At 61.9% G+C, this 19,310-nt stretch carries 19 protein-coding genes and 1 tRNA gene; 10 read left to right on the forward strand and 10 right to left on the reverse strand.

Annotation, left to right across the window (positions count from 1 at the left end; translation table 11 throughout):
• Positions 1-324 precede the first annotated feature (324 nt).
• Entirely contained in the window at positions 325-789 is a 465-nt protein-coding gene (locus PQQ96_RS30710) for a hypothetical protein (protein ID WP_408299558.1), read from the reverse strand.
• 277 nt (positions 790-1,066) lie between these two features.
• Positions 1,067-1,912 (reverse strand): FadR/GntR family transcriptional regulator, encoded by an 846-nt coding sequence (locus PQQ96_RS30715; RefSeq protein ID WP_408299559.1) that lies wholly within the window; start codon positions 1,910-1,912, stop codon positions 1,067-1,069.
• A gap of 275 nt (positions 1,913-2,187) precedes the next feature.
• On the opposite strand from PQQ96_RS30715, the gene PQQ96_RS30720 reads away from it, so the two are divergent.
• From PQQ96_RS30720 to dhaL, 9 genes are all read left to right on the forward strand, one after another.
• A complete protein-coding gene (locus PQQ96_RS30720; RefSeq protein WP_408299561.1) occupies positions 2,188-3,396 on the forward strand; it encodes an ABC transporter substrate-binding protein in 1,209 nt (402 codons plus the stop codon).
• Positions 3,397-3,468: 72 nt separating this feature from the next.
• Entirely contained in the window at positions 3,469-4,329 is an 861-nt protein-coding gene (locus tag PQQ96_RS30725; RefSeq protein ID WP_408299563.1) for a branched-chain amino acid ABC transporter permease, read from the forward strand.
• Positions 4,326-5,393, forward strand: coding sequence for a branched-chain amino acid ABC transporter permease (locus tag PQQ96_RS30730; RefSeq protein WP_408299565.1), 1,068 nt, complete (start codon positions 4,326-4,328; stop codon positions 5,391-5,393). The genes PQQ96_RS30725 and PQQ96_RS30730 overlap by 4 nt, the downstream gene beginning before the upstream one ends.
• On the forward strand, positions 5,390-6,157 hold the full coding sequence (locus PQQ96_RS30735; protein ID WP_408299567.1) for an ABC transporter ATP-binding protein: 768 nt from the start codon (positions 5,390-5,392) through the stop codon (positions 6,155-6,157). Before PQQ96_RS30730 ends, PQQ96_RS30735 begins: the two co-directional genes overlap by 4 nt.
• Entirely contained in the window at positions 6,154-6,855 is a 702-nt protein-coding gene (locus PQQ96_RS30740; protein ID WP_408299569.1) for an ABC transporter ATP-binding protein, read from the forward strand. The genes PQQ96_RS30735 and PQQ96_RS30740 overlap by 4 nt, the downstream gene beginning before the upstream one ends.
• Positions 6,856-6,888: 33 nt before the next feature.
• Positions 6,889-8,169: a Zn-dependent hydrolase gene (locus PQQ96_RS30745; protein ID WP_408299571.1), complete on the forward strand. Its 1,281-nt coding sequence runs from the start codon at positions 6,889-6,891 to the stop codon at positions 8,167-8,169.
• Positions 8,166-9,656 carry a M81 family metallopeptidase gene (locus tag PQQ96_RS30750; RefSeq protein WP_408299573.1) on the forward strand — a complete coding sequence of 497 codons (1,491 nt, stop codon included), beginning with the start codon at positions 8,166-8,168 and terminating at the stop codon, positions 9,654-9,656. Before PQQ96_RS30745 ends, PQQ96_RS30750 begins: the two co-directional genes overlap by 4 nt.
• Positions 9,657-9,780: 124 nt before the next feature.
• Positions 9,781-9,857: transfer RNA gene (locus PQQ96_RS30755), tRNA-Val, on the forward strand.
• 210 nt (positions 9,858-10,067) lie between these two features.
• The gene (dhaL, locus tag PQQ96_RS30760) at positions 10,068-11,774 is read left to right on the forward strand and encodes a dihydroxyacetone kinase subunit DhaL (protein ID WP_408299575.1); all 1,707 of its coding nucleotides are present in this window, start codon (positions 10,068-10,070) and stop codon (positions 11,772-11,774) included.
• Positions 11,775-11,901: 127 nt separating this feature from the next.
• On the opposite strand, the gene PQQ96_RS30765 is transcribed toward dhaL, so the two are convergent.
• The 7 genes from PQQ96_RS30765 to PQQ96_RS30795 form a co-directional block, all read right to left on the reverse strand.
• Positions 11,902-12,198 (reverse strand): YciI family protein, encoded by a 297-nt coding sequence (locus PQQ96_RS30765; RefSeq protein WP_408299577.1) that lies wholly within the window; start codon positions 12,196-12,198, stop codon positions 11,902-11,904.
• Between the two features lie 11 nt (positions 12,199-12,209).
• A complete protein-coding gene (gene catC / locus PQQ96_RS30770) occupies positions 12,210-12,494 on the reverse strand; it encodes a muconolactone Delta-isomerase (protein WP_408299579.1) in 285 nt (94 codons plus the stop codon).
• Positions 12,495-12,542: 48 nt separating this feature from the next.
• Positions 12,543-13,871: a short-chain fatty acid transporter gene (locus tag PQQ96_RS30775; RefSeq protein WP_408299581.1), complete on the reverse strand. Its 1,329-nt coding sequence runs from the start codon at positions 13,869-13,871 to the stop codon at positions 12,543-12,545.
• Between the two features lie 75 nt (positions 13,872-13,946).
• The gene (locus PQQ96_RS30780) at positions 13,947-14,906 is read right to left on the reverse strand and encodes a 3-hydroxyacyl-CoA dehydrogenase (RefSeq protein ID WP_408299583.1); all 960 of its coding nucleotides are present in this window, start codon (positions 14,904-14,906) and stop codon (positions 13,947-13,949) included.
• Between the two features lie 2 nt (positions 14,907-14,908).
• Complete coding sequence (locus PQQ96_RS30785; RefSeq protein ID WP_408299585.1) at positions 14,909-15,610, reverse strand: SDR family oxidoreductase; 702 nt, start codon at positions 15,608-15,610, stop codon at positions 14,909-14,911.
• A gap of 33 nt (positions 15,611-15,643) precedes the next feature.
• Positions 15,644-16,696, reverse strand: coding sequence for a cyclase family protein (locus tag PQQ96_RS30790; RefSeq protein WP_408299587.1), 1,053 nt, complete (start codon positions 16,694-16,696; stop codon positions 15,644-15,646).
• Between the two features lie 87 nt (positions 16,697-16,783).
• The gene (locus PQQ96_RS30795) at positions 16,784-17,527 is read right to left on the reverse strand and encodes an IclR family transcriptional regulator (protein WP_408299589.1); all 744 of its coding nucleotides are present in this window, start codon (positions 17,525-17,527) and stop codon (positions 16,784-16,786) included.
• Positions 17,528-17,771: 244 nt separating this feature from the next.
• Here PQQ96_RS30795 and PQQ96_RS30800 point away from each other — a divergent pair, with 244 nt between their 5' ends.
• A complete protein-coding gene (locus PQQ96_RS30800; RefSeq protein WP_408299591.1) occupies positions 17,772-19,094 on the forward strand; it encodes an MFS transporter in 1,323 nt (440 codons plus the stop codon).
• Positions 19,095-19,173: 79 nt separating this feature from the next.
• Here the strand turns inward: PQQ96_RS30800 and PQQ96_RS30805 are convergent, their stop codons facing one another.
• On the reverse strand, positions 19,174-19,308 hold the full coding sequence (locus PQQ96_RS30805) for a hypothetical protein (protein WP_268962508.1): 135 nt from the start codon (positions 19,306-19,308) through the stop codon (positions 19,174-19,176).
• Positions 19,309-19,310: the final 2 nt, after the last annotated feature.

Raw genomic sequence — 19,310 nt, forward strand, 5'->3', positions numbered from 1 at the left:
CGCCCGCGAAATCAACGACTCACAAGCGCCTGCCAAACCGGCGCCGTCCATCGGTAAAGCTGCGCATCGATACGCGTGAGGCTCACGAAGCGGCGATGCGGAAATCGCCGCGGCGGGGCCTTGCCCGATACGGCGCCAGTTCCTCTGGCGTTATTCCTTCCCGATCCGGATCGCGTTCGCGTAACCCGTCAACTCCAGATAAGCCCGTCCGATGGCTGCGCCGTCTCGCGCTCACAGGCACGGCACCTTTCTAATACACCGCGCCGGTCGATTGGCGGAAATCATCGGCGAGGTTTCCCAGCCGTCCTATGTCATCCGATCAGGCTAAGCCCGCTTCCGCATTGGCGTCTGATTCGGCACGCCTGCGGTAAAGCGGTCGAGTCGTTCGCTGGCATCGGTGATCGCCCAAAGCGGCGCGCTGTGCAACTGCCGATCGTAATTCGTCGCGATCTCCGCGAAAATCGCGACGCCTGCGCTGTCCAATTTCCACCCGCCGGTCTCACGGCCGATATCGAAAACCGCCGACACCGCACCCTCCGCCGCACCGAGTTGCTCGCCGGTTACCGACCCAAAGCCTGACTCAGCCAGAAAGCCCGTCAACAGCATGACTTGCGTGAGAGTTTGCGCATCGCTTGTGCTGCCGGCGCCTCGGCGCAAGGCGTCGAGTGCCAGATGCACGCGCAGGGCAAGATCGTCGGCGATCTTCCGGGCGATCGGCAACAGCATGGCTTTGTCATGCCGAGCACGCGCAGCGCCGGTGTTGCGGGAAAACGGAATAGGTTGTGCCATGACGGTCCAGTGTTATGCCTGTGCAGATGCAATAACGGCGCGGGCCGGAAAAGGTTGAGCCCTCACGCGGCTACCGCACCCCATTTGACCGTCTTGAGCAGTGGAATGGCTATGTGCAAGCTAATTGCTGTCGCAAGCCTCATGCACACGGGCCTTCATTTAGATCAGCCGAATCCTTTCGATTCCCCTCGTTCTGTCCGCTTCAAACCCGGGCACGGCAGCGCATCTTCCGCTGCAGGTGCCCCGCCATCCGGCAGCGGGACCTGTCAAATCGACGTCACTCCTGATCCGTCTCATCAACCGGCGCGACACCCCGTGCCCGAACGCGTCGGCGGATCTCGGAGTCGAGAATCAGACGGCCCCGCAGCTTGCCCTTCATGCGCTTCACATAGCGTGGCGCTTCGGTCATGTGGACCACCATCAACTCGCGCACCTTTTCCACGTCACGTTCGCGTGCGGCTTTCGTGATCGCCTTGTGAATCTTCACGTTGGCGAGACCGAAACGTTCGTGCTCGGCCTGTGGCGTATCGTTACGAAACTCGATCAATTGCCGGATCATTTCGTTGATCAGTTCGCAACTGAAGCGCAGGAACGGATTCGGATTTGCCGCCGCGAGGATGTCGTGAAAATTGACGTCTTCCTGACGCTGCCGGACGATGTCCTGTCCGCCATGTGACGAAGCCGGCCGATCGCAGCACGCAATGCTCGCTTCGAGCGCCTCGAAGTCCTGTTCCGTCAAATGCGGCACCGCACCCGCCGCCAGCTCCGGCTCCAGCAATTTACGCACGGTGTAAATGTCGTCGATCGATACATCCTTGAAGAACAGGTAGTTCTGCAAGAGCTGTAACGTGCGGTCGAGCGGCACTTCGACCACCATGCCGCCGCCGCTTGGGCCCGTGGTTACCTTGATAAGACCCTGCACCTCGAGCGACTTCAGCGCCTCGCGAATCGTGCTTTTGCTCACCGAAAAGAGCTGCTGCAGTTCCACCTCGCGCGGCAGGCGGTCACCCGGCTTCAGGTCCTTCTCCGTGATGAGCCGCTTGATCTCCTCGGCGACCAGATCGCCGCGCTTTTGCTGCTTGATCTCAATCGCGGCGCCACTCTTGGCGCGACCCATGGCCATTTTCGATGCTCCCAGTTTGGTCCTGCACGTTCTTCCATCGGCCGGCCAGGCCAGCCACCACACGGAAGGCTGCCTCGCTGCCGCCAGGAATTTTGCCTTATTGACACTCGAATTTATTGTACCTACGATCAAGTCCAACCTATTTATCATGATAAATAGAACAAAGCCGGTGTGGTGGAAAACTTCTCGGCGGCCAGCAAGCGTTCGTCGTCGTTCGCGCAGTCTTTCAGTTTCGCAGTCGGTCAGTGCGTGTCTCTTTCTTAAGGAGCGTCATTTTGAATCGCCGAAATATGTTGAAGCTGGCCGCGTTGTCGGCCGTTCCGGGGACGTTGGGCTCGCTGGTCGCGCGTAGCGCGTTCGCGCAGGCCGGGGCCTTGCAGTTCGCCTGTCCGGTGCCGATGTCGGGCCCGTTCGCCGCGAACGGCAAGTACGCCGACCTCGGCATGAAGCTCGCCATCGAGCAGTACGGTAAGGTACTCGGCCAACCGCTGGCCTATACCGTGCTCGATACGGAAGGCAAGCCGGCAACGGCAGTGCGCCGCGTGCAGGAAATCGCGCAGCAGAAGAATGCGCGTTTCTTCGCCGGCGGTATTCTGTCCTCCGAAGCTTTGGCGATGGGCAAGGAAGTCCAGAAGGCCGGCGGCATCTTTATCACCACCGCAGGTGCGGACGAAATCACCGGCAAGGACTGCAACGACGCGACGTTCCGCTGGTCCGTGCCGACCTACGGTGCGATCGAACAGACCGTGCGCCCGTTGATCCAGATGATGCCGAAAGCAAAACGCTGGTACACCATCACGCCGCAATATGTATTCGGCGACGGGTTGCTATCGGCAGCCACGGCGATTTTCAAGGAGAAGGGCATCGAGCATGTGGGCAATAGCTACCACTCGCTCAACGAGAAGGAATTCAGCGGTTACCTGACGAATGCAGTCGCCGCGAAGCCTGACGTCCTGCTGATTCTCAATTTCGGGTCACAATCGTCCGATACGTTGCGCCAGGCCGTGAGCTTCGGTATGAAGAACAATTGCACGATTCTGATCGCCTGGGCTTCTGGCCTGGAGCAGTTCGAATCGCTCGGCGCGGACCTGTGCGAAGGCGTCTATTTCGGCGCACAGTATTGGCATGATATCGACTCACCGCTCAATCGTGATCTCGTCAAACGCAGCAATGCCGCGTTCAAGGCCAATCCCAATTACAGCCTCGCGGGTTCATACATCTGCACAAAGATCCTGCTCGACGGCATCGTGAAAGCGGGCACCGTCGACCCGAAGAAGGTGATCGCAACGCTTGAGGGGATGAAATATGACGGCCTGACGGGTCCGGAGGAAGTCCGCAAGGGTGACCATCAGGTACTGAAGAACTACTATCTGTTGAAGGGCAAGGCGAAGAACAAGATGAAGAATGCCGACGACTACGCGGATATCGTGAGTTCCGGCCAGTCGTTCCTGCCGCTCGACAAGACCGGCTGCAAGATGGCCTGATGCATTCGTGCCGCATGCAACGCGGCACGCTCACTAGCGGCACCTCGTCGCTACATCCTTTAGACGGACGCCATGAACGTTTATCTCCTGCAGATCGTCAACGGCATCGGAGTGGGGATGCTGTATTTCCTGCTCGCGGTCGGTTTGTCGATCGTGTTCGGCTTGCTGCGCTTCGTGAATTTCGCGCACGGCGCGTTCTATCTGCTCGGCGCGTATTTCTGCTATCAGGCGATGCAGTGGTCGATGAATTTCTGGACCGCGCTCGTCGTCGTGCCGATCGTTGTCGGTGCGCTCGCGTGGGTCGTCGAGAAGCTGATCTTGCGGCACGTATACGCGCAACAGCACGAGTTTCATATTCTCGTGACGGTCGGTCTCGCACTGGTCGTGCAGGAATGCGCGATCCTGATTTGGGGGCCGATTGGCGACAACGTGCCCGTTCCCGACATGCTGAATGGCGTGGTGATCTGGGGCAGCTTCGTGTATCCGAAGTACCGCCTGTTCGTGATCGGCTTCACGGCCGTACTGGCTGCGGTGTTGTGGTGGGTGCTGGAAGGCACGCGGCTCGGCAGCGCGGTGCGCGCCGGTAGTGAATCGACGGAGATGGTGTCGCTGCTCGGCATCAACGTGATGCGCGTGTTCAGCCTGGTGTTCGCGCTAGGCGCCGCCACCGCCGCATTGGCCGGTGTGCTTGCCGCGCCGATTCGTGGCGTCGATCCTTTCATGGGCATCGAGGCGCTCAGCGTCGCGTTCGTCGTGGTGGTGGTCGGCGGGATGGGCAATTTTCTGGGTGCGCTGGTCGGCGGGTTGCTGGTCGGAATCGTGCAGAGCGTGATGAGTACCTTGTGGCCAGAAGGCGCGCGGCTGATGATCTATGTCGCGATGGCCGCGGTGTTGTTGCTACGGCCGAACGGTTTGCTCGGGAGAGCGGCATGACCGATACCTCGAAGCCTGCTGTGCAAGACGCTTCTTCCCAGTCAACTCAACGCAGCTTGAAGCATGCGCTGCATCGCTATCGTTTTCTGTTGCTGGCGCTGCTGGTCGTGTGCATATTGCCGCTGACGCTGCGTTCTGGATCGTTAGCCACTGAAGTACTCGTGTTCGCGCTCGCGGCACTCGGTTGCAATCTATTGCTCGGCCACACAGGCTTGCTCTCGTTCGGACAGGGCATCTTCTTCGGACTCGGCAGCTATTGCGCGGGCCTGGTCCTCACCAAAACGGCGATGCCAATCCCCGCGGCGCTGCTCGCCGCGATCGTCATTGGCGGGGCGGCCGCCGCGCTAGTCGGCTGGTTTTCGATTCGTCAGCGCGGCACGTACTTCGTGATGTTGACGCTCGCATTCGGGCAACTGTTCTACTTCCTTGCTTACACCACACCCGATCTGACCGGGGGTGACAACGGCCTGCTCGACATTCCACGCCCGGCCTTGGGCTTGTTCGGCAAAGCACTCGTGCCGCTGACTTCGCCGTGGCAGTACTACGGTTTCGTCGCCGTGCTGTTTCTCGTGGTGTTCTGGTTGCTGATGCGTGTCTCGCACTCGGTATTCGGCCGGACGTTGCTGGCGATTCGCGACAACGAGGCGCGCGCGGCCGCGGTCGGCTACGACGTCAAACGCTTCAAGCTCATGGCGTTCGTGATCTCCGGCGCGGTGACGGGCCTTGCCGGCGCGTTGCATGCATTGATGACCGGCATCGCGCCGCTGTCCAACATCGATTACCACACGAGCGAGATGATCCTCGTGATGACGGTGATCGGCGGTACGGGCAATCTGTTCGCGTCGGTGCTGGGCGCGGCGTTCTATGTGCTGTTCGCCGATTGGCTGTCCACGCTATGGCCGCGCTGGCTGTTGCTGCTCGGCATCGTGCTAATCGCGGTTAGCCTGTTCATGCAGCGCGGGCTATGGGGTTTGGGCGAACGGATCTGGCAAGCGCTGCGGCGCAATCCATCCGTTGATGCTGACAACGATACCGGCAAGCACGCAGCCAGGGAGCGCATATGAGTGAAGCGATTCTGCAAGCGAGCGGCGTGGTGAAGCGGTATGGCAAGTTCACGGCGCTCTCCGACGTCAATCTGCGCGTCATGCCGCGTACCGTGCATTCGGTGATCGGTCCGAACGGCGCGGGCAAGACGACGCTGTTTCACGTTCTGACCGGCACGTTGCCCATCACCGTCGGGAAGATCATCTTCGACGGCCATGACGTGACGCATGAACCCGATCATAGACGCGTGCGCCGCGGCGTTGCGCGTTCGTTTCAGGTGACGAGTCTGTTCGCCAACCTGAGCGTGCGCGAGAATCTACGGCTCGCTGCGCAAGGTGTCGACTCGGTGCGCGCGCTGAACGCGTGGACGCCGCCGCATGGCGCGCTGACTCACGCGGATACCGTCGACGGTGTGCTTGAACGCCTCGCGTTGCAGCGCTTTAGCGAGGTGCCTGCGGGCGCGCTGTCGCATGGTCAGCAGCGACGGCTTGAGGTCGGTATGGCGCTCGCTGCGCGGCCCAAGGCGATCTTTCTGGATGAGCCGACTTCAGGCATGGGTATCGACGACCTCGACGACATGAAGCAATTGATTCGTGGCCTGCGCGACGACTACACGGTCGTGCTGATCGAGCACAACATGGGCATTGTGATGGACATCTCCGACACGATCACCGTCATGCAACAAGGACGCGTGCTGGTGGAAGGACGCCCGGACGATATTCGCGGCGACGAGCGTGTACGCAGTGCCTATCTCGGCAACATGATCACCGGAGGCCGCGCATGATTCTCGACGTGCAGCAGATTCACGGCTTCTACGGCAAGAGTCACATCCTGCAAGGGGTGTCCCTGCAAATCAACGACGGCGAGACGGTCACGTTATTGGGCCGTAACGGCGCGGGTAAGTCCACCACGCTCAAGGCCATTGCCGGTGTCGTCACACCACAGCGCGGGTCAGTGACGTTCAACGGCATGGCAATCAGCGGCATGCCGCCGCACAAGATCGCTTCGCGCGGTGTGTGCTTCGTGCCCGAACATCGCGGCGTCTTTCGTCTGCTGACCGTCGAAGAAAACCTGCGGCTCGGCGCGCGCAAAGATTCGCCGTGGCAACTCGACGATATCTACCGCATTTTCCCGCGCCTGAAAGAACGACGGTCAAACGGTGGCGCGCAACTCTCCGGCGGCGAACAGCAGATGCTCGCCATCGGCCGCGCGTTGATGAATCATCCGCGTCTGTTGATGCTCGACGAACCGGTTGAAGGGCTCGCACCGGTGATCGTCGAAGAGATCGTCGCGCAACTCAAGTTGATCCGCGAAGCGGGCGTCGCGATTCTGCTGGTCGAGCAGAACCTGGAAGTCTGCACACAACTCGCGGATCGTCACTACATCATCGAACAGGGCGTGATCGTCTACGAAGGCGACAACGCTTCGTTCGCCGCGGACGACTCGATCAAGGACCGTTATCTGGGCGTCGGCGTCGTCTGACGCACACACTGTCTTCACAACGAGGAAGCATCGATGCAAGTTCATGAATCAACAACCGTCGCAGCGCTTGCTGATCTGCGCGTCGACGGCGCGCGGCTCTGGGACAGTCTCATGCAACTCGCGCAAATCGGCGCGACGGATAAAGGTGGTGTGTGCCGGCTCGCGTTGACTGAACTGGACCGCAAGGCGCGCGACCTTTTTATCGCGTGGGCGAAGGAGATTGGCTGCAGCGTGCGGATCGACGCGATCGGCAATATCTTCGCGCGTCGTGCGGGTTTGCGTGACGACCTGCCGCCGGTGATGACGGGCAGTCACATCGATACGCAGCCCACTGGCGGCAAGTTCGACGGCAATTACGGCGTGCTGGCCGGTCTCGAAGTCTTGCGCACGCTGGCCGATGCCAACGTGAGGACGCTCGCGCCGTTGGAAGTCGCGGTATGGACCAATGAAGAGGGCTCGCGTTTCGTACCGGTGATGATGGGTTCAGGCGTGTTCGCTGGGGCATTCACGTTGGAGCATGCGCTCGAACAACGCGATCGTGAAGGTATTTCGGTGCGCGATGCGCTCGCGTCAATTGGTTATGCGGGCGAAAGCGGAAGGCCCCATGCGGTCGGCGCGTATTTTGAAGCGCATATCGAACAAGGTCCCGTGCTGGAGGCGCATGACACGACGATCGGCGTCGTACAGGGTGCGTTAGGCCAGCGCTGGTACGACGTGACGGTGCACGGCATGGAAGCGCACGCGGGCCCCACGCCGATGGCGTTACGCCGCGACGCACTGCTCGTCGCGGCGGATCTGATCCACGCGGTGAATCGCATTGCCCTCGATCACGCGCCGCATGGACGCGGTACCGTTGGCTGGGTCGACGTGCATCCGAACTCACGCAACGTGATTCCAGGTCGCGTCACCCTCACGGTCGATCTGCGCGCAGCCGATGACGCCTCGCTCACAGAGATGGATGCCGCACTACGCGCGGCTTGCGCTGTCGCGGGTGAGAAGACAGGCATCACCGTCGACGTCGAACAGGTCGTGTATTTCCCGCCCCAGCCGTTCGCGGCGGACCTGGTCGCCGCGGTTCAGCATGGTGCGGACACGCTCGGTTTTTCGTCGATGGACGTCATCAGCGGCGCCGGTCACGACGCGGTCTATCTCGCGCGCGTGGCGCCGGCAGCCATGATCTTTGTGCCATGCAAGGACGGCATCAGCCACAACGAAATCGAAGACGCACGCGCGGATCACCTGGAAGCCGGCTGCAACGTTCTGTTGCAGGCCATGCTGAACGCTGCTCAAACCGCGGGGGACACTGCAGCATGAAGATCCTGATTGCAAGGATGAATCACGAGACCAACACGTTCTCGCCGGTGGCCACGCCGCTTGCCGCATTTGGCCGCAACGGCCCGAGCTACGGCGAAGATGCGTTCAACGAAAACAAGGGCATGCAGACGGCCATGGCCGCGTTTATCGACGCTGCCGAGCGCGAGCATGCCGGGATCGTGACGCCCATCGACGCATCGGCGAATCCGAGCGGGCCGGTCGACGCCGCCGCTTACGACGCGATCTGCGATGCAATCGTTGCGGCCGCACCAGGCTGCGATGCCGTGATGCTCGACCTGCACGGCGCGATGGTCGCGGAGAATTCGCATGACGGTGAAGGCGATCTGCTCGAACGCGTGCGCGCCGCACTGCCGAACGCGCCGATTGCGGTCGCACTGGATCTGCATGGCAACGTCACGCAGAAGATGATCGACAACGCGGACGTGATCGTCAGCTTCAAAACCTATCCGCACGTCGATATGTACGAGACCGGCGCGCATGCAGCGCGTCTGCTGTTCGATCTTATCCACGGTAAGACGAAACCGGTGATGGCGTGGCGCCAGCCGCCGCTGCTCACGCATACGTTGCGCAGCGCGACGGCCGAAGGCGCAATGAAGCGTGCAGTAGCGGCCGCGCGCGTAGCAGAGGCCGATGGCATGCTCGCGGTGTCGGTGTTGTCTGGTTTCTCGTTGGCCGATATCGCGTCGCCGTGTATCAGCGTGGTGGTGGTGGCGAACGGCGAGCGGGCGCAGGCGGAAGCTGTCGCGGAGCGCATCGCGCGGCAGATCTGGAACGAGCGCGAGGATTTCGTTTATCGCAGCGCGCCGCTGGCAGAGTCGGTCGCGCAGGCCGCAGCGCTCGCGCAGGGCGCGGACAAACCGGTGCTGTTGCTCGATCACGGCGACAACTGTATGTCGGGCGGCACCTGCGACACGATGGATCTGCTGGAGGAGGCGCTCAGGCAGAAGCTCGAGCGGGTCGTAAGCGGGCCGCTGTGCGATCCGCAAGCCGTCGCGGCGTTGATGGCGGCGGGCGTCGGCAGCACGGTGACGGTGACGATCGGCAATAAGACCTCTAGCAGTGCGGTGACCCCGAAGCCGCCGGTTGCGGTGACCGGCGTGGTGCGTGCGCTGACCGATGGCGAATACGTGATCAGCGGTCCGACCTATACCGGCCAGCGTGCGTTCATGGGACGCGCGGCGGTGCTCGACACCGGCACGGTCAAGCTTGTGATGACCGAGCGCACGCACGAACCATGGGACCTCGGCGTGTTCGAGAGCGTTGGCATCGATCCGCGCCGTGCGCGTTTCCTGTTGCTCAAATCACGCATGTATTGCCGCCCGGTCTTTGTGCCGATCGCTGCCGCGCTGGTGGAGTGCGATAGCCGTGGCGTGACCAGTTCGGATTACGGGCTGTTCAGATTCAAGCACGTGACGCGGCCAGTTTTTCCGCTGGATACGCAGACCGAGTGGGCGTCGACGACCTGAAACAAGTTGAACGACGAACCGGGCCGCTCACTGCGCGACGAATCGGTGGACACGCTTTTGTGACCCAACTTGCCGTGTGGGGCTTGTGCGACGCGCCCGGAGTCTCTATAATTCGCGCCTCTAAAGGCTCGTAGCTCAGTTGGTTAGAGCACCACCTTGACATGGTGGGGGTCGTTGGTTCGAATCCAATCGAGCCTACCAACGCACAAGTGACGTAGACGAAAGCGGCTCCGCTTTCGTCTACTGTCATGTTCTCGCATCACATCAGCGCACGTTGTCATCGTGCGGCTGTCCTGTCAGTGCCTCCCTTCCGTATTGCCTGTTGTACAGTTGAGCCTCCTGGTCTCGCAACTGCATTAACTGCCGTGAGCTTGCAACACAAGGCCGGCAGCTTAAAAGGAAGCTGACGCAATGAAGAAGCTCATCAACGACGTCTCCGTGGTCGTCCCGGACATGCTCGAGGGACTCGCGGCGCTCAATCCCAATCTCTCGCTGTTGCAAGGCAGCACGATCGTCGTGCGCGCCGATGCCAACGCCGTTGCCGCGCGCGGAGAAGTCGCGCTGATCTCAGGTGGCGGCTCGGGCCACGAACCGGCTCATGGCGGCTATGTCGGTCACGGCATGCTGAGCGCCGCGGTAGCGGGCGAGGTGTTCACGTCGCCCTCCACGGATGCCGTGCTCGACGCGATCCGCGCAGTAGCCGGCGCCGCGGGTGCCCTGCTGATCGTGAAGAACTACACGGGCGACCGCTTCAACTTCGGCCTCGCTGGGGAGATTGCACGGGCCGAAGGTATTCCCACAGAAATGGTGATCGTCGCCGACGACGTCGCCCTGGCGGCGAGCGGTGACCATGCGGGCCGTCGCGGGCTCGCGGGGACCGTGCTGGTTCACAAGATTGCCGGCGCGGCTGCCGCAGCGGGACGCCCGTTGGCCGAAGTGGCGCAGATTGCGCGCGACGTGGCCGCCTCGCTCGGCACGATGGGTGTCGCGCTCACGCCATGCACGGTGCCGGCGGCGGGCAAGCCGGGTTTCGAGCTGGCCGATGGCGAAATCGAATGGGGCCTTGGCATTCACGGCGAACCCGGTGTGGAGCGGGGCGCGATGGAACCGGCCGACGCGATCGTCGGGAGGTTGCTGGCGCAGATCGTCGGCGACCTGTCGTTGCAATCGGGTGCGCGGGTGGCGCTGCTGGTGAACAATCTCGGTGGCACGCCATCGAGCGAATTGAGCATCGTGGCCGGATCCGCGCTTCGTTATCTGGGGGCACGCGGCATCCGTGTGGAGCGTGCATGGTCCGGCACGTTCCTGAGCGCGCTCGAGATGGCGGGCGTCTCGCTGACACTGCTGCTCGTGGACGATGAGCGGCTCGGCTGGCTCGACGCCACCGCGCACACCACTGCATGGCCCGCGTTGAGCGGTCGCGTCGCGCAGGTTTCCGTGCGGCCCGCACCCGCCACGCCAGATCGTACAAACGGCGCGACGCTTACGCGAGAAGTGAAGTTGCGCCACGTGATTGAAGCCGTGTGCGCGTGCCTGCTCGAAGCCGAGCCGATCTTGACCGACATGGATCAACGCGTTGGCGATGGCGATCTCGGCATCAGCCTGTCGCGCGGGGCGCGCGGCATCCTCCATGAACTCGATACCTATCCTGCGGAAACAGCGCCGGGTGCGGTGCTGCGTAGCCTGTCCGCAACGGTCCGACGCGTGGTCGGCGGTACCTCGGGCCCACTCTACGCGGTGATGTTGTTGCGCGCCGCGGTCGCGCTCGAACAATCCGGCGGATCGTCGACGAGGGCGTGGTCGGCGGCGTTCAGTGAGGGCGTTGCCGGGCTGATGGCCTTAGGTGCCGCGCAGCCGGGCGATCGTACGATGGTCGATGCGTTGAAACCTGCTGCCGATGCGTTGGAAGCCGCGCTCTCAATGTCAGAAGACGAGCTCGACGTGGCGTTGAAAGCGGCGGTCGATGCAGCGACTGAAGGCGCGGCGCAGACAGCGTCGATGCATCCACGGCGAGGTCGGTCGAGTTATGTCGGCGACCGCGCGCTCGGTTATGCGGACCCTGGTGCGCATGCGGTGGCATTGTGGCTCGCAGCGATTCGTGCGGCGTTGGCTGATTGAGCGGTTAATCCGCCAACCGAGAAGCGCCAACCGGAAACTTGAAACCGCAAACCGCCAACCGCCAACCGCAGCAAAGGAATGCAGAAGCCCGCGTGACTGGCGGCGGGCCAGGCCTTAGACGCTTAGCTTAAAGACAGCACTCGCCATCAAAATACGCCTTGCGCCAGCGCGTGATCGTCACTCGCTCGAACAAGTCGACCAGAGAAAACGGATCGGCAGCAATAAACTTCTCGGCTTCCTCGCGCGTGTCCAGATCGACGACATACACACCGCCACCCGCACCGCTATCGTCTTCGTTCAGCTTTGCGCCGCAGGCGAGCAGGAGTGCCTTGTTCTTTTCCAGAAACGCCAGATGTGTCTCGCGCTCGCGCAAGCGCACGTCGGCGTGGCCGGGCTTGTCGAACGTTTCGATGATATAGGGCATCGGTGTTCCTCTTAGTTCGGTGCGATCGCGGACGGATGCTGCGCGAGCGGTGTGACGTTGACAGCCATATACGGAAACAGCGGCAGCGAACTGAGCAGCATGTGCAGCTCGTCGTTCGATTCGACGTCGAACACGCTGTAGTTGGCGTACTGACCGGCCACGCGCCACAGATGGCGCCACTTGCCCTCATGTTGCAGCTTCTGCGAGAACGCCCTCTCTTCGGCCTTCAGGCGATCGGTGAGCGCCTTGTCGGCATCGGCAGGAATCTGAACCTGCATATGAACGAGGTACAGCATTTGAACACCTCCATCGAGTGGGCCGCGCTGCGGCGGCCCGCTGTTTGCTTAACCCCAGGCGAGAATCGCCACCGTGTACACAATGCCGATCCAGAACATCATGATGACCGTATAGCCCATGATGTCCTTCAGTTTCAGCTTCGACAGCGCGAGCGCCGGCAGAATCCAGAACGGCTGCACCAGATCGTTCCATGCATTGCCGAGCATCACCGCGGTTGCGGTATGTGCCACCGAGGCGCCGATCGACTTGGCCGCCTCGATCATGAACGGTCCTTGAATCACCCAGTGACCGCCGCCCGACGGTGCGAAGAAGTTGATGAAGAATGAACTGATCAACCCCCAGAACGGCAGCGTCGCAGGCGTCGCGATCTTGACGAAGAAATGCGAGAACGTGTTGACCAGACCCGACGACGCCATGATCGCCATAATGCCCGCATAAAACGGATACTGCAGAATGATGCCGCTGATCGTGCGAATACCTTCGTTCAGCTTCTCGACATAGCGAATCGGCGTGCCAAGCAGAATGATGCCGAGGAACAGAATGATGAAGTTGATCAGATTCAGGTCCATCGAACCGCCGGCGTGGAAGTACAGCACCACGTAGACCACGCCGATTGCGCCGATCAGGTAGCTCAACAGGCGGCTGTTATTCAGGCGATTGGCGAGCGTGTTGCTTTCATCGATATCCACGGCCGGTGCCGCGGCTTTGGGTGCGTCGTTCAGCGCGCGGTCAATCTCCGTGACCGGCTGGCCCGCCTTAGGATGCAGCCAGGCATTCAGCAGCGGCAGCGTGATGATGACGACAAGACTCGTGATCAGCATCGCCGGCGAGAAAATCGTTTCCGACAGCGGAATCACGCCCATCTGCGCTTCCATCGGATGACCTTTGGTAGAGATCAGCACCGGTATACTGGCCGACAGACCGAGACCGTACATCGTAAAGCCGCTATACGCCGACGCAATGATCAGCGGGTAATGCACGCCCTTGATGCTCATCGCCAGCTTGCGTGCCACGATGCCGCCGATCACCAGACCGAAGCCCCAGTTCAAGTAACTTCCGATCCCGCCGACCAGCGTCGCGACGATTACCGCCATGCGGGGATCGTGCACACGCGCGACGAGCCGATCGAGAAAACGTTCGGTGAGCGGCGCGGTGGCGAGTACATAGCCCATCGCGAGAATCACCGCCATTTGGGTCGTGAACGCGAGCAGCGCCCAGAAGCCTTTGCCCCAACTCAGGGCGAGTGCGCTAACGGCCTGGCCCTGAACCAGCACGGCGAGAATCATCGTGAGCAGGGTGAGGCCGATGGCGAAGACGAATGGATCGGGCAGATACTTGCGCATCAGCTCCGTGAAGAAAGCGGTGATTTTCTGCATGTGACTGTCTCTGGCGTTGGTCGAATAATATTTATCGGGTCATGCGGCGAGTACGACGGATACGGCTGGTGTTGCTTATGAATCGTTTTGTGCGGAGTCCTTGCGATAGTGGATCAGACGCATCAACGCGCGGTCGCGCCATGCAACGCGTTCTTCCCACTGTTCGAGCGGCAACGCGCTGCGGCGCGCGGCTTCAACGCCGGCGACGAGCTCCGGCGTCCACGGATCGTTCGGGCCGCGCTCAGCGCCCATGCGCGCGTACGACGGCCCCATCTTCTGCGCATGCGAAGCAATGCCGCCGCGGGTATTCAGATCAACGGTTTCGAATGGTCCGATCACCGACCAGCGCAACCCCAGCCCCTCGCGTACTACCGTATCGACGTCGTCCACAGAAGCCACGCCGTCGCGCACGAGGCAATACGCTTCGCGCAAAAGCGCGCCTTGCAGCCGGTTGAAGATGAAGCCTTCTACTTCCTTGGCGACGCGCACCGGTTTGAGGCCGGCTTCGGTGAAGAGGTCGATCGCACGGGTAACTGCCTCATCATCGGTAAAAGTCGCGGGCACGATTTCGACGACGGGAATCAGATAGGGCGGATTGCCAGGATGTGCGACCAGGCACCGGCTACGACCCGGCAGTGTTTCATCGACAAAGCGTGACGCCGCAAGAAACGACGACGCGCTCGCCAGAATCGCGTGCGGCGGCGCCGCGCGGTCGAGTTCGATAAACAACTCGCGTTTGATCTCCTCACGCTCCGGTGCGCATTCCTGCACGAGATCGGCATCAGTTGCTGCCGCTTCTAAAGTCGCCACGATGGCGACGCGCGCGGCCACATCGTGAGTCGCTTCATCGAGCAGACCGAAGCGCGTCAACTCGGTAAGCCGCTGCATGATTTCCGCCGGCGCCAGTTCACGGCGCTCGGCCGCCGGATCGAACAGACGCACCTGCCAGCCGGCCCGCGCGAACACCACGGCGAACGCAATGCCGATGCTGCCTGCGCCGACGATGCCTGCCCGTCGCGTCGCCTGTGCCTTCATGCTCAGACTCCCGCGACGCCGACGGTCATGCCGCCACACACGTACAACACCTGGCCGGTGACGAAACCGCTGCGTGCGTCGAGCAAATACGACGCGGCGTGCGCGACGTCATCAGGAGTTCCCACACGTTTGACTGGCACGCTGTCGATGATCGCGCGTGTGCGCGGTGCATCCGGTGGATTCGCGCGATCGAACAGTTCGGTGCGGATCGGACCTGGACCGATCGCATTGGCGGTGACGCCGAACGCACCGAGTTCAAGTGCCCACACGCGCGTCATGCCGATCAGCGCGGCTTTGGTTGCCGAATAGGCGGTGCGCAACTCCTTGCCGAGCGCCGCCCGCGACGACATATTCACGATCCGGCCGAAGCCCGCTGCCTTCATGCCCGGCAACAGCGCCTGCATGCATTGCAGCGAGCAGCGCACGTTGAGCGCCCACGCCCGTTCGAGTTCTTCGAGCGATTGCTCTTCCGCTGTGGCCGGCACCACGACACCGACGTTATTCACGAGGCGCGTGATCGGACCGTCTTCGAGTGCGCGTTCGAGCGCCGCCGCTGTGGCTTGCGGGTCCGACAGATCGGCGATCAGTCCATCGCCGACGCGATCGATCACGACCACGTCGTAACCATCCGCCTTGCAGCGCTCAGCGCACGCCGCGCCGATGCCGGCAGCGCCGCCGGTAATCAAAACTCGTTCTTTGGCCATGTTTCGGATTCGGGGTAATAGGAGAGGAAAGACTCAGACGGTGGCGATCGGCGTGACCGGCGAACCCATCGCGCCCGGCAACCTGAGCGGCGGCGCCGTCAGCATGAAATGCGAGCGGCCGTTGGCGCGCAGCCACGCGGCGAGATCGCGCAGGTACCAGAGTTCACCAAGCGGCAAACCGAGTTTGAACAGGCAATGGTGATGCAGCGGTAACAATGGATGCTCGCCCGGCGTGGCAGGGGCACGCGCGGGATAGCGCTCCACTGCGTAGTTGTCCGCGGCCAGTGCAGCGATGCCGGAATCGGTGATCCATTGCAGCAGACGTTCGTCGCGGCCATCAAGTGCGCAGCAGTGGCTGTTGAGCACGGCCTCGTCGGGCTGGCGGTTCATGTCCAGCACCATCTCGGCGAAGCCGGTGCGCAGCACCAGCATGTCGCCACGTTCGATCTCGACACGATCCGCTTCGATCGCGAACATCAGATCGTCGTAGCCGACCGTTCGATGTTCGCGCGCATAGTGCGCCACCAGATCGACCAGTACGCCGCGGCCCTGCATGCCCTTCACAGCGAGGTTCTCGATGCCGAGCACGTCGGCGTGACTGTGTTCGCCGCCGCAGGCATGCGGCGCAAAGCCTTCGTCCGCCCGATACTCGATCGGCCCGACGATATCCGTATTGGCGCGATAGCCGTTGTAGTAGACGCTCTCGGCGACACCGTCGCCGTCCGCGTCGAAGCGCGCGCCCACATGCGCGAGCGAATCCCATTGCGTCGAGTATTGGAGGCTCAGCAGGACCTGGTCGTCGCTGACCACGTCGATGGCGTCTGCTTCGTTGCGCGCGAACGGGAAGTTCACATAGGGCAGGCCGTCCTTGAAGGTCGGACGCAGCACAGGGGGATGACGGCGCACGTTCAGCTTGCTGTCGCCGGGGAAGTCGAGTGGTAACGACAGGCAGAAGCTCAAACCCGCACGGATTTCACGCGCGCCCTTGAGTACCTGTTCCGCGCCGATCAGATTCGGCCTGCCGAGTTGGTCGTCGGGGCCGAAGTCGCCCCAGTTCGATCCTGCGGGTTTATTCTTCCAGCGCATTTCAACTTCCTTTGCTGATCTGGCCCAAGCGCTGCACTGCTCGCCGCACTCCTGGTACAAGCGGGCATCGAACAATGGCGCGTGCCGTCACGCGAGCAGTGCGGGCGGGATCTGGCCGTAAATTTCAAGCAGCGCTTCGATCGCGCGGGGTTCGTTCTTCAACAGCCGCGCCTTCGGGCCGCCGATCACGAGCGCGAATGCCTCGCCGTGGATCAGGAAGCCGCGCGCCAGCCCGGCCACGTCTTCGACGTTTTCGCCCGTCGAGCGATGCCAGCCGTTTTTCACGCCTTGCTCCACTTCGATCTCGAGTGTTTTCCGGTCGATCACCGAACCATCGATCGATGCGCTCAAGGGCTCGCAACTGTCGAGCAGCTTGCGGCGTGCGTCCACGGACAGGGCGCCGAGCAACGCCTTGCCCGCCGCGCTGGCATGCACGTACATGAAGCCGCCGGGCTCGTCGCTATAGCGGATCTTCTGGCGCGACTCCATCACGTCGAGGTAGACGACGCGGTTGCCGGCCAGTGTGGCGAGCGCCGCGGTCTCGCCGGTGGCGTCGCGCAGGGCGGTGAGCAGCGGCTGGAACAGCAGTGTCAGCGGGTCTTCGCTGCAAATGTCGCGGGCGACATGCAACAGCCGTTGCGTTGGGTAATAGCCGGCCTTCACGCCCGGCGCGTAGAGGTAGCCCTTGGCCACCATGGTTTGCAAAAGCGCGTGACAACTCGACAGCGGGATCTCGGTTCGACGCGCGATCTCGCTGTAGATCATGGGTTGCCGCACTTCGGCAAAGAGGTTTATCACGTCGAAGACGCGTACTGCAGTTTTCACATCCATGAGAACATTATCGACATATCGATAACTCGGTGGCAATAGGATAAGGGGTATACACCTAGGCCCTGGATGTCATGCCTTGGGGTGATCGCAGGGTAATCCCTTAATTGACGCCTGTTATGAGCGATCCCTATAGTCGCGCTTCTTGTTCGCTAATTGAAAGTAAGTTCTTTCAACGAACAATGGCGGTGAGCGGATGCTAAGTCCGCCCCGTGCATTCGCGACACAAAAATGGAGACGTACCACGATGGCGCTCACGCTCGACACGCAACACCGGAATGCCCGCAAGGCGGGTATCGCATCATTCGTTGGGACAACGATCGAATGGTATGACTTCTATGCGTACAGCACGGCGGCGGCGCTCGTGCTGGGCAAGATCTTCTTCCCGACAACGTCCGCGCTAGCCGGCACGCTCGCGGCGTTCGCGACTTTCTGGGTAGGCTTTCTGGCGCGTCCGATCGGCGGGATCATCTTCGGTCACCTCGGCGATAAAGTCGGGCGCAAGAAGACGTTGATCATCACGCTGATGCTGATGGGTTGCTGCACGACCGCCATGGGCTTGCTGCCCACCTACAACCAGGTCGGGCTGCTGGCGCCGGCGCTGCTGATTCTGTTCCGTTTGATGCAGGGCATAGCGATGGGCGGCGAGTGGGGCGGTGCGGTGGTGCTGTCATCGGAACATGCGCCCAAGGGCAAGGAAATTCTCTACTCCGCGTTCGCGCAACAAGGCTCGCCCGCCGGTAATCTGCTGGCAACGGTGGCCTTCCTGTTGACGTCGATGCTGCCGGACCATCAGTTCATGACCTGGGGATGGCGTATTCCGTTTCTATTCTCGGCGTTGCTGGTGGTGGTCGGCATGTTCATCCGCATGAGCGTCGAAGAGTCGCCGGCCATGCAGGAGTTGAAGGACAAGAACAAGGTTGCGAAACTGCCGATCGGCGAAGTGCTGTGCAACCATAAAGGTCTGGTGGCGATGGGCGTGGGCGCCTGCGTGATCGGCCTGTCGGCGACCTACTTCAAGACGACGTTCGCGCTGTCCTGGGCAGTGACGAGTATCGGCTTCGATCGCACGCAGTTTCTGACGGTGATTACCGGTGCGATCATTGTGCAGTTGATCGTGCAGCCGTTCGGCGCGGTGCTCGCCACGAAAATGGACCTGAAAAAAGCGGTCATTTACATGCTGGTGCCGGAAATCATCGCACTGCCGGTGATGTTCTCACTCATCGCCACCGGCTCGACGAAACTGGCGATGCTGGGTATGGCGCTCGCCTCGATTCCGCACTCGCTGTACTACGCGGCGATGGCCGGTATTCTGGCGAAGTCGTTCCCGGTTCAGGTGCGCTACACGGGTATTTCGCTTTCTTATCAGATCTGCGGCATGGTGTTCGCCGGGACTACGCCGATCCTCGGGCAATACCTGCTGGGCGCGACCGGTTCGATTCTCTCGGTCGTCGCGCTCGGGATTGTGCACGTACTGATCACGCTGTTCTGCGCGCTGGGTTTGATCACGCGCATGCATCAGGAGGGCGCGCGCGACGCAGCACGTTCGGCTGCGCTGGCGCAGAGCTGATCGCAAGGGCTGACGCTCGGTCAGCCGCCTGGTGTTTTGAAAGAGTCCGCCGTTGCCGGGAAAGCGCGGCGGACTTTTGTCACGGACGAAGCAGATCGAATCCGGCCAGCGCGACAACCCCGCTTACCACGATCAGCGCTACTGAATGCTGTCCGAAGTAAAGAAGCGCCGCGGCTGACCAGCTCGTCGCCGTGAATGCTGCAATGCGTTTCATGC

It is taken from the genome of Paraburkholderia sediminicola, assembly GCF_046027825.1.
Taxonomy (GTDB): Bacteria; Pseudomonadota; Gammaproteobacteria; order Burkholderiales; family Burkholderiaceae; genus Paraburkholderia; species Paraburkholderia sediminicola_D.

Coding starts and splice junctions, on each gene's coding strand:
- PQQ96_RS30710 (WP_408299558.1), bottom strand. CDS start 789: ATGGCACAACCTATTCCGTTTTCCCGCAACACCGGCGCTGCGCGTGCT.
- PQQ96_RS30715 (WP_408299559.1), bottom strand. CDS start 1,912: ATGGCCATGGGTCGCGCCAAGAGTGGCGCCGCGATTGAGATCAAGCAG.
- PQQ96_RS30725 (WP_408299563.1), top strand. CDS start 3,469: ATGAACGTTTATCTCCTGCAGATCGTCAACGGCATCGGAGTGGGGATG.
- PQQ96_RS30730 (WP_408299565.1), top strand. CDS start 4,326: ATGACCGATACCTCGAAGCCTGCTGTGCAAGACGCTTCTTCCCAGTCA.
- PQQ96_RS30735 (WP_408299567.1), top strand. CDS start 5,390: ATGAGTGAAGCGATTCTGCAAGCGAGCGGCGTGGTGAAGCGGTATGGC.
- PQQ96_RS30740 (WP_408299569.1), top strand. CDS start 6,154: ATGATTCTCGACGTGCAGCAGATTCACGGCTTCTACGGCAAGAGTCAC.
- PQQ96_RS30745 (WP_408299571.1), top strand. CDS start 6,889: ATGCAAGTTCATGAATCAACAACCGTCGCAGCGCTTGCTGATCTGCGC.
- PQQ96_RS30750 (WP_408299573.1), top strand. CDS start 8,166: ATGAAGATCCTGATTGCAAGGATGAATCACGAGACCAACACGTTCTCG.
- dhaL (WP_408299575.1), top strand. CDS start 10,068: ATGAAGAAGCTCATCAACGACGTCTCCGTGGTCGTCCCGGACATGCTC.
- PQQ96_RS30765 (WP_408299577.1), bottom strand. CDS start 12,198: ATGCCCTATATCATCGAAACGTTCGACAAGCCCGGCCACGCCGACGTG.
- catC (WP_408299579.1), bottom strand. CDS start 12,494: ATGCTGTACCTCGTTCATATGCAGGTTCAGATTCCTGCCGATGCCGAC.
- PQQ96_RS30775 (WP_408299581.1), bottom strand. CDS start 13,871: ATGCAGAAAATCACCGCTTTCTTCACGGAGCTGATGCGCAAGTATCTG.
- PQQ96_RS30780 (WP_408299583.1), bottom strand. CDS start 14,906: ATGAAGGCACAGGCGACGCGACGGGCAGGCATCGTCGGCGCAGGCAGC.
- PQQ96_RS30785 (WP_408299585.1), bottom strand. CDS start 15,610: ATGGCCAAAGAACGAGTTTTGATTACCGGCGGCGCTGCCGGCATCGGC.
- PQQ96_RS30790 (WP_408299587.1), bottom strand. CDS start 16,696: ATGCGCTGGAAGAATAAACCCGCAGGATCGAACTGGGGCGACTTCGGC.
- PQQ96_RS30795 (WP_408299589.1), bottom strand. CDS start 17,527: ATGGATGTGAAAACTGCAGTACGCGTCTTCGACGTGATAAACCTCTTT.
- PQQ96_RS30800 (WP_408299591.1), top strand. CDS start 17,772: ATGGCGCTCACGCTCGACACGCAACACCGGAATGCCCGCAAGGCGGGT.
- PQQ96_RS30805 (WP_268962508.1), bottom strand. CDS start 19,308: ATGAAACGCATTGCAGCATTCACGGCGACGAGCTGGTCAGCCGCGGCG.